Origin of the sequence: uncultured Flavobacterium sp. (genome assembly GCF_937967675.1) — a bacterium.
In the GTDB taxonomy this organism is placed as follows: domain Bacteria; phylum Bacteroidota; class Bacteroidia; order Flavobacteriales; family Flavobacteriaceae; genus Flavobacterium.
The window spans coordinates 1-13,284 of sequence record NZ_CALBSN010000072.1 but is presented as its reverse complement, the minus strand read 5'-3'; the positions used below and the strand labels follow the sequence as shown (position 1 = coordinate 13,284).

The window sequence follows — 13,284 nt, the reverse complement described above, 5'->3', positions numbered from 1 at the left end:
TAATGAAAAACACATTTAAAATAGTTGTATTAATAGCTTTCTTATTCAATATTAATTTAGCCACTGCACAGGTTGATGTTATTTACAACGACTTGGTTTGGTCAGATGAGTTTGAAAGTAATGGGGCAGTGAATGCAACCAAATGGCATCACCAAACTCAATTACCAGCTGGAGGAAATTGGTTTAATGGTGAAGAACAGCATTATACAAATGAGTTAACCAATTCGTTTGTTGAAAACGGAGTTTTAAAAATTGTTGCGAAAAAAGAAGCTTATACCACTCAAGGTTATACAAAACAATATACATCTGCTCGATTAAATTCAAAGTTTGCTTTTACATATGGTAGAGTTGATATTCGAGCTAAAATACCAACAAATCAAGGTACATGGCCAGCATTATGGATGTTAGGTAAAAATGTTATAGAACCAGGTGCCTATTTTTCATCAACTTACGGCACTGCTAGTTGGCCTGCCTGTGGAGAAATTGATATTATGGAACATGGAATTACTTCTTGGCAACCTGCAGGATATGTTCAAAGTGCTTTACACACGTCATCTTCTTTTGGAAATACTACAAACATAGGTGGAACTATAGCTAATAATTTGGGAAGTGACTTTCATGTGTATTCTATGAATTGGTCGCCTAATCAAATTACTTTTCTATTAGATGGTGTTCCATTCTACACCTATAATCCTGCGGTTAAAAACGCATCTAATTGGCCGTTTAATTTAGATCAATATTTACTTTTAAATATTGCGATGGGTGGAGTAGCAGGAACAATTCCTAGTAATTTTATAGATGCAACAATGGAAGTTGATTATGTGAGAGTGTATCAAAATACTCAATTGGATACTCAAATTCCACTTAATTTTACAGCTGCTGTTGGCACGGTAACAAGTTCATCAGTTGAACTTTTACTAAATGCTACCGATAATTCTGGAACTGTAAACTACAATATTGTTTACGGCAGTAATTCTATTTCAGCTTATGGTAATTCAGGAGTTCAAAAATCGGTAATTATTCCTAATTTAACGGCTGATACTAATTATAGTTTCTCAATTTCTGCATCTGATGCGTCAGGTAATAATGCAACAAATAATGCCATTGTTTTAAATGCAAGAACCTTAGGATTTGTAGGTTGTTCTGGTTCAAGTAGTGTAGCTTCTCAAGGTACTTTTTCGATAGGATATAATTATTCTTTTGAAACAATTGGAAATTCTGTAAAAATAACTTTTGAATTACAAGACACAGATAAGATTGGATTGGTTGCATATTTATGGAGACAATCTCCTTTTGCTGAGACTCCTATGACTAATGTTTCTAACAGAATTTTCACTCAAACAATTACAAATCAAACACTAGGTACTACTATTTACTATGCAGTAAAATTTGCTTATGCAAATGGAATGTCTGTAACGCAATATATTCCTTATGTTGTAGGAAATAATTGTTCTTTAAATCAACAAGAATTTGATGATTTTTCAAATTTTACTTTTACAAATCCATCACATGATTTTATTTCAATTGCCTCTGAAACTACTATTGATAAAGTAGAAATATTCAACTTAATTGGAAATAAAGTGGTAACACAAGCAGAAAATACAAATCAAATTGATGTAAGTAGTTTGTCAAAAGGAATGTACTTATTAATTGTATATTCTGAACATAAAAAAGGAATTAAAAAAATTATTATAAATTAAAATCTTTCAATTCAAAATGCTTACAGAATCCAATTTTGTGAGCATTTTTCTTTTTTATTGCATTCAAAGTGTTAAATTTTTATCTGAAATTTGTTTTTTAATTAAATTTTATGTTAAATTTGGTTTATTAATCTCAAAAACACGATTGCCTATACAATAAAAATACTTTTTAGAACCCGACTTTAATTAACTAAAAGGTATTTTTATGGCTAATCTTATACTTCCTGATGCAGTTTTGGTGAAGAATTATATAAGTGGAGATGAATCTGCTTTAGCTTCATTGATTGAAAGACATCAATCAAAAATCTACGGATTTATTTATTCTAAAATAAACGACAGAGATTTATCAGACGATATTTTTCAAGATACTTTTATTAAGGTAATTAAAACGTTGAAATCACAGTCGTATAACGAAGAAGGAAAATTTTTGCCTTGGGTAATGCGAATTGCTCATAATTTGGTAGTTGACCATTATAGAAAAGCAAAAAAAATGCCTTACCAACGTGAAACGGATGAGTATTCTATCTTCAACTACATGACAGATAATAGTTTGAATATTGAAGGACAAATTATATCTGAACAAGTAGAAATGGATTTGATAAAGTTATTAGATGAACTTCCGCAAGATCAAAAAGAAGTTTTAATAATGCGTATGTATCAAGATTTAAGTTTTAAGGAAATAGCTGATTTAACAGGTGTTAGTATTAATACAGCCTTAGGTAGAATGCGATATGCTTTGTTGAATTTGAGAAAAATAATTGAAAAAAATCAAATTGTTTTGACTAATTAATACTAAAAGGAAACTTTTGTCGTTATCATGTTATAAACCAAAATATAATAAATGGCAAAACTTTACTCTAAGAAAAAATTAGCGACTCAAGAAATGAAACCTAAAAAAGAAACGATTACGTTTTTACTCAATTATTCAAAAGCATTGAGTATTCATAAAGTAGGAAATTCAAGTTTTGAAATTATCGCTAATTAAGGAAAATGCCTCAAATCTCTTTGAGGCATTTTTTTATTTTCTTAAAATCTTTTCCAGTGCTTTCCCTTTCGCTAATTCATCAATTAACTTATCCAAATAACGTACTTTTTTCATTAATGGATCTTCAATTTCTTCAATTCTATAACCACAAATAACACCTGTAATTTTAGAAACGTTTTCGTTTAATTTTGGTGCTTGCTCAAAAAAAGTTTCAAAATCTACTTTTGTGTCTATTTGGTTTTGAAGTCTTTCTAGTGTGTAACCCGTTAACCAACAAATAATTTCATCGACTTCCACTTTCGTGCGATTCTTTTTCTCAGCCTTGTTTATGTAATGTGGGTAAACACCAGCAAAGATCATATGATTTATGCTTCTTGATGCCATTTATTTTTTAATTTCATTAATAACACTTTTTCTTCCAATCGTTCTCGTGATAATATCTTTCTCTAAATTCCAACCACGAGCAGGAGAATATTCACGTCCGTACCAAATGATTTGTAAGTGCAAATCGTTCCAACATTCCTCTGGGAAAATACGTTTGGCATCTTTCTCGGTTTGTTGTACGTTTTTACCATTGGTTAATCCCCAACGATACATCAATCGATGAATATGTGTATCAACAGGAAATGCCGGAACACCAAAAGCCTGACTCATTACCACACTTGCTGTTTTGTGACCCACAGCAGGCAACGCTTCCAAAGCTTCAAAACTTTGCGGTACTTCGCCATTATATTTTTCAATTAAAATTTCTGATAAACCGTGAATTCCTTTCGATTTCATTGGCGATAATCCACACGGGCGAATGATTTCTTTAATTTCTTCTACACTCATTTTTACCATATCAAACGGATTATCTGCTTTCGCAAATAAAATTGGCGTAATTTGATTTACGCGAACATCAGTACATTGTGCAGAAAGTAACACGGCAATCAGTAGAGTGTAGGGATCTTTATGGTCTAACGGAATTGGAATTTCAGGATATAATTCATTTAACGTATTTATAACAAATGTTACCTTCTCGCTTTTGGTCATTTTTAACTAAATTTGATTCGTAAAGTTATAAAGTAAAAGTACAATATCAAAATTCATTGTATCATCTGTTTTTTAACCTTATGACTAATTAATTTTAAAACTATAAGTAAATGACAACATTAAAAGCAGGAGATAAAGCTCCTAATTTTTCAGGATTAGACCAAAATGGAGCTACTCATACATTAGCTGATTACAAAGGAAAAAAACTAGTAGTCTTCTTTTATCCAAAGGCAAGTACGCCAGGTTGTACAGCAGAAGCTTGCGATTTAAGAGATAATTATGCTCGTTTTCAAGCGAATAATTACGCTTTGTTAGGAGTAAGTGCCGATAGTGCAAAAGCTCAAGCTAAGTTTATTGAAAAATATGAGTTACCATTTCCGTTATTAGTGGATGAAGATAAATCGGTGATTCAAGCATTTGGTGTTTGGGGACCAAAGAAATTCATGGGTAAAGAATATGATGGAATTCACAGAACCACTTTTGTAATTGATGAAAACGGAATTATCGAAGAAGTAATTTCGGATGTAAAAACAAAAGCACATGCTGCTCAGATTTTAAAATAATAAAAAACCATTCGCCTTGGCGAATGGTTTTTTTAAACAAACTAAACCAATTAATTGCTGTATTAGAAAGCGTATTTGTTTTCGCTAATAATTTTTGCAGCAATTTTTTCACGAAGTGCTACCACATTTGGCATATTCGTATATTTTGTAAATCGTTTTAATCCCATTAACATCATACGTTGTTCGTCGCCTTCAGCAAAAGAAACGATTCCTTCTTTTCCTTTTTGGTTTACGATATCTACTGCATGATATAAGTATAATTTTGCCATAGCAATTTGCTCCTGAACTTTATCTTCGCCTTCTTTTTTAGCTAATTTCTCTGTTCTAAGAATAGTACTTTCAGCCATGTAGATTTCGATTAAGATATCAGAAGCAGCCATTAACAATTGTTGGTGCGATTCTAATTCTGCTCCGTATTTTTGAACTGCAGCACCCGCAACCATTAAGAATACTTTTTTCAATTTAGCAATCATTTCCTTTTCTTCAGCAAATAATTCTGAATAATCTGGAACATCGAATGATGGAATTCCCATTAACTCTTCAGCTACAGCCATCGCTGGACCTAATAAATCAACGTGACCTTTCATTGCTTTTTTAACTAACATACCAACTGATAACATTCTGTTGATTTCGTTAGTTCCTTCGTAAATTCTTGCGATACGAGCATCTCTCCAAGCACTTTCCATAGGAGCGTCTTCTGAGAATCCCATACCACCAAAAATTTGGATACCTTCATCCGTACAGTTTTGAACATCTTCAGAAACTGCTACTTTTAAGATTGAGCATTCGATTGCGAATTCTTCAACACCTTTTAATTCTGCTTCTTGGTGCGAGTTTCCTTCGCTTACTCTAATATTAATTCTGTTTTCAATATCTGCAGCCGCTCTATACGTTGCACTTTCACCAGCATATGCATTAGTTGCCATTTCAGCAATTTTAGCTTGAATTGCTCCAAAACTTGAAATAGGAGTTTTAAACTGAACTCTTTCGTTAGCATATTGAACAGCTCCAGAAATTGTTCTTCTTTGTGCTTCTAAACAAGCAGCAGCTAATTTAATACGTCCAACATTCAAAGCATTCATCGCAATTTTAAATCCTTCGCCACGACCTGCTAACATATTCTCAACAGGAACTTTAGTTTCGTTAAAGAAAACCTGACGAGTAGAAGAGGAACGAATTCCTAATTTGTGTTCTTCATCTCCTAACGAGATTCCGTTTGATGGATCATTCTCAACGATGAAACCCGTGATGTTTTTATCATCTTCGATTCTAGCAAAAACGATAAATACATTACAGAATCCAGCATTAGAAATCCACATTTTTCCACCTGTAATTTTATAATGTGTTCCATCTTCAGAAAGAACGGCTTTTGTTTTTCCTGAATTGGCATCAGATCCTGCTCCTGGCTCTGTTAAACAGTAAGCACCGAACCATTCTCCTGAAGCTAATTTTGGAACATATTTTTGTTTTTGTTCTTCCGTTCCGTATAAAGTAATTGGCATAGTTCCAATTCCAGTGTGCGCTCCAAAAGCAGTTGAAAACGAACCTGTTGCTCCCGAAATATAATCACAAACCAAAACAGTATTGATGAATCCCATTTCCATACCACCGTAAGCAGCAGGAACGGCAACGCTTAAATAACCAAGTTCTCCTGCTTTACGCATTACTTCTTCTGTAAGTGCATAATCTTTCTTTTCGAAACGCTCTTTGTTTGGCCATAACTCTTTGTCTACGAATTCGATAACCGAATCACGCATCATAATTTGTTCTTCATTGAAGTCTTCTGGTGTGAAGATGTCTTCGCATTTTGTTTCTTTTACAAGGAATTGTCCTCCTCTGATGATATCTGACATAACTTATTAAGTTTTATAGTTTTATTTTAAAAATTCAAAAATTCCTGCAGCACCTTGACCTGTTCCAACACACATGGAAACGATTCCGTATTTGCTGTTTCTCAGGCGCATTTCGTCAAACAATTGAACGGATAGTTTAGCACCAGTACAACCTAGTGGGTGACCTAAAGCGATAGCTCCACCGTTTACGTTTACGATTTCAGGATTTAAACCTAATTCTCTCACAACTGCTAATGATTGTGCTGCGAAAGCTTCGTTTAATTCAATTAAATCGATTTGATCTTGTTTTAGTCCCGCTTGTTTTAATGCTTTTGGAATAGCAGTAACTGGTCCAATACCCATGATTCTTGGTTCTACACCAGAAGCAGCGTAGCTTACCATTCTTGCAATTGGTTCTAAGTTCAATTCTTTTACCATTTCTTCGCTCATGATTAAAACGAAAGCTGCTCCATCACTCATTTGTGAAGAGTTTCCAGCGGTAACCGAACCATCAGCAGCGAATACAGGTCGTAATCCAGCTAAAGCTTCTACTGAAGTTCCAGCTCTTGGACCTTCGTCTTTATTCACTACATAAGATTTGGTTTCTTTTTTACCGTTTTCATTGATAAACGTTTGTTCCACTGTGATAGGAGCAATTTGTTTATCGAATTTACCTTCTGCTTGCGCTTTTAACGCTTTCATGTGCGATTGGTAAGCAAACTCATCTTGATCAGCACGAGAAACGTTGAATTGGTTGGCAACTGCTTCAGCCGTTAATCCCATTCCCCAGTAATAATCTTCATGACCTGCAGCGGCAACTTTGTAATCTGGTGTTGGTTTGTAACCTCCCATTGGAATATAACTCATGCTTTCGGCACCACCAGCGATAATACAATCTGCCATTCCGGATTGAATTTTAGCTATTGCCATTGCGATAGTTTCTACTCCAGAAGCACAATATCTGTTTACTGTAACTCCAGGAACATCGGTGATTTTTAATCCCATTAATGAAATTAAACGTCCAACGTTCAAACCTTGTTCTGCTTCTGGCATGGCGTTTCCTACCATCACATCATCAATACGTGCTTTGTCGAAATCAGGCAAATCCTTCATCATGTGTTCGATGGTTTCTGCTGCTAATTCGTCAGGTCTTTTGAATCGGAATACCCCTTTTGGAGCTTTTCCAACTGCTGTTCTATATCCTTTTACTATATATGCTGTTCTCATTTCTTAGTTTCTTAATGGTTTCCCTTTGGTTAACATGTACTGAATTCTCTCTAAAGATTTTCTTTCTCCAGTTAATGATAAAAATGCTTCTCTTTCTAAATCCAATAAATATTGTTCAGAAACTAAAGTTGCCTCTGATAAATCACCACCAGCCATTACATAAGCTAATTTGTTAGCGATTTTTTTATCGTGTTCAGAAATGTATTTACCTGCTTCCATTTGGTCAGTTCCTACTAAGAACATACCTAAAGCTTGTTTACCTAATACTTTTATGTCTTTTCTTCTTACAGGTTGTGTATAACCTTGTTCATACATTTGTAACGCTACTTGTTTCGCAGTAGCAATTTGACGGTCTTTGTTTACCACAACGATATCTCTTCCTTTTTGTAAAACGCCAGTATCAAATGCTTCATAAGCCGAAGTGGCTACTTTAGCCATTCCAACCGTTAAGAAATATTCTTGTAAAACGTTTAATTCCACGTCATTTTTACGGAATAAATCAGATGCCCTTAATGCCATTTCTTTTGAACCACCACCGCCAGGAATTACTCCAACACCAAATTCTACTAATCCGATGTATGTTTCTGCTGCGGCAACCGCTCTGTCAGCATGCATGGTTAATTCACAACCACCACCTAATGTCATTCCGTGAGGAGCAGCGATAACTGGGATTGCTGAATAACGACAACGCATCATCGTGTCTTGGAACATTTTGATTGCCATGTTTAATTCGTCATATTCTTGCTCGACAGCCATCATGAAAATCATTCCTAAATTGGCTCCAACAGAGAAATTAGCTCCTTGATTTCCAATTACTAAACCATTGTAGTCTTTTTCAGCAATATCAATAGCTTTGTTGATTCCTTGTAAAACACCAGCGCCAATAGAATTCATTTTAGAGGTAAATTCTAAGTTGATGATTCCATCACCTAAATCGGTAATGATTGCATCGCTGTTGTTCCATATTTTTTTGCTTTCGCGAATGTTATTTAAGATAATGAAGGCATCTTGACCTGGAATTTTCTCTACTTTTTTGTTTGTGATAGAGTAGAAGTGTGTTGCTCCATCTTTTACAGAATAAAAAGAATTGTTTCCAGAAGCTAACATATCCGTTACCCAAGAAGCAGGTTGGTATCCTTCCGCTTTCATTAATTCGATTCCTGTTTCAACTCCTATAGCATCCCAAATTTCGAATGGACCGTTTTCCCAACCGAAACCAGCTTTCATAGCATCGTCGATTTTGTAGAACGCATCTGTGATTTCAGGAATTCTATTTGAACAATATTGGAACATTGAAGCGAAGTTTTTTCTATAGAAATCTCCTGCTTTGTCTTTTCCTGTAACTAAAACTTTGAATCTATCGATTGGTTTTTCAATAGTTTTGGTTAATTCTAAAGTTGCAAAAGATGCTTTTTTATTGGCTCTATATTCTAATGTATCTAAATCTAAAGTTAGAATATCTTTACCTTCTTTTTTGTAGAAACCTTGTCCGGTTTTACTTCCTAACCATTTGTTTTCCATCATTTTGTTAACAAATTCAGGAAGTTTGAATAATTCATGTGCTTCGTCGTTTGGACAATTTTCATAAATTCCATTAGCCACGTGAACCAAAGTATCTAAACCAACTACATCAACTGTTCTAAAAGTTGCCGATTTTGGACGACCAATTACTGGTCCAGTTAATTTATCTACTTCTTCAACCGTTAATCCCATTGCTGCCACTTGGTGGAACAAACTTTGAATTCCGAAGATTCCAATTCTATTTCCAATAAAAGCTGGAGTATCTTTTGCTACAACTGAAGTTTTTCCTAAGAATTTTTCACCATAACCATTCAAGAAATCTAATACCTCTTGCGATGTTTTTGGTCCAGGAATAATTTCAAATAACTTTAAGTATCGAGCAGGATTAAAGAAGTGTGTTCCACAGAAATGTTGTTGAAAATCGTCGCTTCTTCCTTCGCTCATAAATTGAATAGGAATACCAGAAGTATTTGAAGTAACTAAAGTTCCTGGTTTTCTATATTTGTCAACTTGTTCAAAAACAATTTTCTTGATGTCTAAACGTTCTACAACTACTTCGATAATCCAATCTACAGTTGCAATTTTCGACATATCATCAGTAGTATTACCTGTAGTAATTCTTGAAGCAAAACTTGGATGATAAATAGGAGAAGGCTTAGATTTTAAAGCGTTAGCTAAATGATCATTCACTAATCGGTTTCTAACAGATTTACTTTCCAGAGTTAGTCCTTTTTTCTGTTCGGCTTCGGTTAATTCATTTGGAGCGATGTCTAATAATAAGACTTCAACCCCAATGTTAGCAAAATGGCAAGCGATTCCACTTCCCATAATTCCGGAACCAATAACAGCAACTTTTTTAATAGTACGTTTCATGTTTATAGGTTTGTTGTTTTATTTGTCGTTATAGATTTTTTTGTCTGCAATCAATTCGTTTATAATTTCAGCAACTTCCATAAAGTGTTGTAATTTTTCTTCACTCACATGTTGTTTTACCGCTTCATTAAAACGAAGTACAGTTTCTTTAGAAAGTTCTCTTTTTTCTTTCCCTTCTTTTGTCAATTGAATTATTACACCTCTACCATCGGTTGGGTTTTTTTTGCGAGTAATCAAACCTCGTTCTTCCATTGATTTTAAGGTTCTTGTTAAGCTTGTTGCTTCCATTCCCATTTTAGGACCTAAAGTTGTAGAAGGAGAGCCTTTTTCTCTATCAATACTTAACAATGCAAAACCCGTTGCCATTGTAGCACCATATTTTGCAGCTTCTTCATTATACATTCGGGCAACCGCTTGCCAAGTTGTACGTAATGCATAATCTATCGTTTTATCTTTCATACATTATATAATCAAAACTTTTTCAAATATAAAAAAAAATACTATGCACGCATAGTATTTTTTTTTTTTTTGTAAAATTTAACATTTATATAAAGTAAAGCCCACTATTTGTGGGCTTTAAAAAAATTATCCATATATCTTTTGATATAAATCAGAATATTTTTCTTTGATAATTTTACGTCTTAATTTCATAGTTGGTGTTAAGTGACCTGCATCGATAGTCCAAATATCTGGTGTAAGTTCAAAACGTTTTACTTTTTCCCAGTTACCAAATTTTTCGTTACAGTGATCAATTTCTTCTTGAATTCTCTCTATAACTTTTGAATTAGCGCACAATTCTTCATTAGAAGCTCCAACATTTAAATCATGATGGCGATGTGCCCATTCTCTAACAAATTCGAAATTAGGTTGAATAAAAGCGGCTGGCATTTTTTCGCCATCACCAATTACCATAATTTGCTCTATGAAACGAGATTGTTTGAAAGCATTTTCTAAAATCTGAGGAGCTACATATTTTCCACCAGAAGTTTTGAACATTTCTTTTTTACGATCGGTAATTTTTAGGAAACCATCAGAATCGATTTCACCAATATCACCCGTATGGAAATAACCATCTTTTAAAACATCTGCAGTTTGAGTTTCGTCTTTGTAATACCCCATCATTACATTTGGACCTTTACATAAGATTTCGCCATCTTCTGCAATTTTAACTTCAACTCCATTTAAAATTTTTCCAACGGTTCCTACTCTGAACCCACCATTTCTCATGTCGTTTACTGAGATTACTGGAGAGGTTTCTGTTAAACCGTAACCTTCCATAACTGGAATATTAGCCGCACAGAATACTTTGGTGAGTCTTGTTTGTAAAGCAGCGCTTCCCGAAACTAGTAATTCTAATTCGCCACCTAAACCTTCTTGCCATTTCGAGAAAATTAATTTACGCGCAATTTTTAATTTGAATTCGTAGAATGCACCGTTTTGTTTATAAGGTTTGTATTCCATTCCTAAATCTAAAGCCCAGAAGAAAAGGGCTTTTTTGATGCCTGTTAAATCAGCTCCTTTAGCGTAGATTTTGTCATAAACTTTTTCTAGTAAACGAGGAACAACTGACATTACGTGAGGTTTTACTTCTTTTAAGTTATCTGAAATTTTTTCAATACTTTCAGCGAAGTAAATCGATATACCATAATATTGGTACAAATACGTCAACATTCTTTCAAAGATGTGACAAATAGGTAGGAAGCTTAACGCTCTTGTGTCCCCAGCTCTTAAAGGAACTCTTGGAGCACTCATTAAAACATCGGAAACAATATTTTGGTGTGATAACATAACACCTTTTGGTCTTCCTGTTGTTCCAGAAGTATAGATAATCGTTGCTAAATCAGTTGTAGCAACATTATTTTTTCTATCTTCAACAACATCTTGATTAGAATCATCACTACCTAATTCTAAGATTTCTTTCCAACTTTTGCATCCAACGATGTCATTATAAGAATAAACATCTTTTAAAGATGGAACATTAGATTTAATGCTTTGTAATTTTTCATATACTTCAAGGTCAGATACAAAAACATATTGCGATTCTGAGTGATTCAAAATGTACTCATAATCTTCAGCAGAAATTGTAGGATACATTGGAACAGTTTGCGCTCCTGTCTGTAATACACCAATATCTGTTATATGCCATTCTGTTCTATTGTTAGACGAAATGATAGCTATTTTATCATTTCTATTTACTCCTAATCGAAGTAATCCTCTTGAAATAGCGTTGGCTTTGTCTAAATATTCCTGAGTAGATGTTTTAATCCACTGTCCGTCATATTTTGTAACTAAAGCATCCTTTAAATTATACTTTTCTAATTGGTGGTAAGGAAAGTCAAATAAGCGTGTTATATTCTTCATAATTCGCAATTATTATTTTATGCAAATTATAAAAATAAAGTTAATTAAACAATTTTTTAAATAATTGATAATCTATTAGTTAGTATTTTAATAAAAATAAAATACTATGCTTGCCTACTAATTTTAATAAAATTATGAAAATGTTATGAAAATTATTGAAATTATAGCAAGTAAAATTCCTAAATAGTTCCATTTAGTCATTTTTTCTTTAAAAAGTAGGATTCCTGCTAAACTTCCTAAAATAATTACGCCCATATTCATTCCGGCAAATACTGTTGACGGATTTTCGGATAAAGCTTTGTGTGCTTTTAAATAGAAGAGTATGTTTCCGAAATTTAAAATCCCTAAAGCCAATCCCCAAAGTATATTTTTAAATTCTAATTTTTCTTTTTGAACCAGAATTTTTCCAATTAGGAATAAAATTGAAATTATAAAAGCACCACAAAAAATGATGAATAGGGAAGTTGTGAAACTAAAATCACTAAAAACGGCAACTTTCTTAAATAGAATGTCAATAATTCCAAATCCCAATAAAACCAATAAAGGATAAACCCAATTATCTGATTTACTTTCTGATTTTTTATTCAAAGTGAAGAATATGGCAGAAAATCCAACTATAAAACCAATAATTTTCAATTGACTAAACGTTTCATTAAATAAAAAGTAAGAAGCGGTTAACGGAATAAATAATGATAATCTTTGGGCAATATCTGTTTTTACGATTCCAACTTCTTTTATTGATTTGGCTTGAATTAAAAATACAATTGGCAATAAAATAGCTAATCCAATAAAAAGTGAATATGGAATCGTTTTTTCTTGGAAAGTTAATTCAGGGTGGTAAGTAAAATAGGTGAGGAGTAAAGCCGAAAAATAATTAAACGTAATGATTTCAAATATATTCAATTGAAATCGTTTGGCTACTTTTAAAAATATCCCAACAGAAACACTACAAATTACACTTAGAATGACAAACCACATCGTTTTTTTATTTTACACAATAGTACAAAAAAAGCACCTTAATTAAAAGATGCTTTTTTATAAAGTTTGGGTATATTATTTTTTATTTTCAATCCACTTTCTAGCATTCACAAATGCTTCTAGCCATGGTGAAACTTCGTCTTTTTGTCCACGTTCAGGATAATGTGCCCAGTTCCAAGGGAAAGTCGAACGCTCAATGTGTGGCATCATTA

At 33.3% G+C, this 13,284-nt stretch carries 13 protein-coding genes; 4 read left to right on the top strand and 9 right to left on the bottom strand.

Annotation, left to right across the window (positions count from 1 at the left end):
* Positions 1-2: 2 nt before the first annotated feature.
* From Q0075_RS05060 to Q0075_RS05050, 3 genes are all read left to right on the top strand, one after another.
* A complete protein-coding gene (locus Q0075_RS05060; RefSeq protein ID WP_297868563.1) occupies positions 3-1,700 on the top strand; it encodes a family 16 glycosylhydrolase in 1,698 nt (565 codons plus the stop codon).
* Between the two features lie 205 nt (positions 1,701-1,905).
* Positions 1,906-2,490 carry a sigma-70 family RNA polymerase sigma factor gene (locus tag Q0075_RS05055; RefSeq protein ID WP_297868562.1) on the top strand — a complete coding sequence of 195 codons (585 nt, stop codon included), beginning with the start codon at positions 1,906-1,908 and terminating at the stop codon, positions 2,488-2,490.
* A 51-nt stretch (positions 2,491-2,541) separates the two neighbouring features.
* Positions 2,542-2,685: a hypothetical protein gene (locus Q0075_RS05050; RefSeq protein ID WP_297868561.1), complete on the top strand. Its 144-nt coding sequence runs from the start codon at positions 2,542-2,544 to the stop codon at positions 2,683-2,685.
* Positions 2,686-2,718: 33 nt separating this feature from the next.
* Here Q0075_RS05050 and Q0075_RS05045 read toward each other — a convergent pair whose 3' ends face one another.
* Entirely contained in the window at positions 2,719-3,069 is a 351-nt protein-coding gene (locus Q0075_RS05045; protein ID WP_297868560.1) for a DUF2200 domain-containing protein, read from the bottom strand.
* On the bottom strand, positions 3,070-3,717 hold the full coding sequence (nth, locus tag Q0075_RS05040) for an endonuclease III (RefSeq protein WP_297868559.1): 648 nt from the start codon (positions 3,715-3,717) through the stop codon (positions 3,070-3,072).
* Between the two features lie 110 nt (positions 3,718-3,827).
* Between nth and bcp the strand changes: the two genes are divergently transcribed.
* Positions 3,828-4,280 carry a thioredoxin-dependent thiol peroxidase gene (gene bcp / locus Q0075_RS05035; protein ID WP_297868558.1) on the top strand — a complete coding sequence of 151 codons (453 nt, stop codon included), beginning with the start codon at positions 3,828-3,830 and terminating at the stop codon, positions 4,278-4,280.
* Between the two features lie 62 nt (positions 4,281-4,342).
* Here bcp and Q0075_RS05030 read toward each other — a convergent pair whose 3' ends face one another.
* The 7 genes from Q0075_RS05030 to Q0075_RS13140 all read right to left on the bottom strand — a co-directional run bounded on the left by Q0075_RS05030 (position 4,343) and on the right by Q0075_RS13140 (position 13,279).
* Complete coding sequence (locus Q0075_RS05030; RefSeq protein ID WP_297868557.1) at positions 4,343-6,133, bottom strand: acyl-CoA dehydrogenase family protein; 1,791 nt, start codon at positions 6,131-6,133, stop codon at positions 4,343-4,345.
* A gap of 21 nt (positions 6,134-6,154) precedes the next feature.
* Positions 6,155-7,339 carry an acetyl-CoA C-acyltransferase gene (locus Q0075_RS05025; protein WP_297868556.1) on the bottom strand — a complete coding sequence of 395 codons (1,185 nt, stop codon included), beginning with the start codon at positions 7,337-7,339 and terminating at the stop codon, positions 6,155-6,157.
* Positions 7,340-7,342: 3 nt separating this feature from the next.
* Positions 7,343-9,733, bottom strand: a complete 2,391-nt coding sequence (locus tag Q0075_RS05020) for a 3-hydroxyacyl-CoA dehydrogenase/enoyl-CoA hydratase family protein (protein ID WP_297868555.1) — start codon at positions 9,731-9,733, stop codon at positions 7,343-7,345.
* 18 nt (positions 9,734-9,751) lie between these two features.
* Positions 9,752-10,192, bottom strand: a complete 441-nt coding sequence (locus Q0075_RS05015; protein ID WP_297868554.1) for a MarR family transcriptional regulator — start codon at positions 10,190-10,192, stop codon at positions 9,752-9,754.
* Between the two features lie 126 nt (positions 10,193-10,318).
* Complete coding sequence (locus Q0075_RS05010) at positions 10,319-12,094, bottom strand: long-chain fatty acid--CoA ligase (protein WP_297868553.1); 1,776 nt, start codon at positions 12,092-12,094, stop codon at positions 10,319-10,321.
* Positions 12,095-12,226: 132 nt separating this feature from the next.
* A complete protein-coding gene (locus Q0075_RS05005; protein ID WP_297868552.1) occupies positions 12,227-13,072 on the bottom strand; it encodes a DMT family transporter in 846 nt (281 codons plus the stop codon).
* 75 nt (positions 13,073-13,147) lie between these two features.
* Positions 13,148-13,279 carry a phosphoribosylformylglycinamidine synthase subunit PurQ gene (locus tag Q0075_RS13140; RefSeq protein WP_366798197.1) on the bottom strand — a complete coding sequence of 44 codons (132 nt, stop codon included), beginning with the start codon at positions 13,277-13,279 and terminating at the stop codon, positions 13,148-13,150.
* Positions 13,280-13,284: the final 5 nt, after the last annotated feature.

What these genes read in the sequence shown, in the direction of transcription:
- Q0075_RS05010 (WP_297868553.1), bottom strand. Translation starts at nt 12,094, where the DNA reads ATGAAGAATATAACACGCTTATTTGACTTTCCTTACCACCAATTAGAA.
- Q0075_RS05015 (WP_297868554.1), bottom strand. Translation starts at nt 10,192, where the DNA reads ATGAAAGATAAAACGATAGATTATGCATTACGTACAACTTGGCAAGCG.
- Q0075_RS05055 (WP_297868562.1), top strand. Translation starts at nt 1,906, where the DNA reads ATGGCTAATCTTATACTTCCTGATGCAGTTTTGGTGAAGAATTATATA.
- Q0075_RS05045 (WP_297868560.1), bottom strand. Translation starts at nt 3,069, where the DNA reads ATGGCATCAAGAAGCATAAATCATATGATCTTTGCTGGTGTTTACCCA.
- bcp (WP_297868558.1), top strand. Translation starts at nt 3,828, where the DNA reads ATGACAACATTAAAAGCAGGAGATAAAGCTCCTAATTTTTCAGGATTA.
- Q0075_RS05020 (WP_297868555.1), bottom strand. Translation starts at nt 9,733, where the DNA reads ATGAAACGTACTATTAAAAAAGTTGCTGTTATTGGTTCCGGAATTATG.
- Q0075_RS05005 (WP_297868552.1), bottom strand. Translation starts at nt 13,072, where the DNA reads ATGTGGTTTGTCATTCTAAGTGTAATTTGTAGTGTTTCTGTTGGGATA.
- Q0075_RS05050 (WP_297868561.1), top strand. Translation starts at nt 2,542, where the DNA reads ATGGCAAAACTTTACTCTAAGAAAAAATTAGCGACTCAAGAAATGAAA.
- nth (WP_297868559.1), bottom strand. Translation starts at nt 3,717, where the DNA reads ATGACCAAAAGCGAGAAGGTAACATTTGTTATAAATACGTTAAATGAA.
- Q0075_RS05060 (WP_297868563.1), top strand. Translation starts at nt 3, where the DNA reads ATGAAAAACACATTTAAAATAGTTGTATTAATAGCTTTCTTATTCAAT.
- Q0075_RS05025 (WP_297868556.1), bottom strand. Translation starts at nt 7,339, where the DNA reads ATGAGAACAGCATATATAGTAAAAGGATATAGAACAGCAGTTGGAAAA.
- Q0075_RS05030 (WP_297868557.1), bottom strand. Translation starts at nt 6,133, where the DNA reads ATGTCAGATATCATCAGAGGAGGACAATTCCTTGTAAAAGAAACAAAA.
- Q0075_RS13140 (WP_366798197.1), bottom strand. Translation starts at nt 13,279, where the DNA reads ATGCCACACATTGAGCGTTCGACTTTCCCTTGGAACTGGGCACATTAT.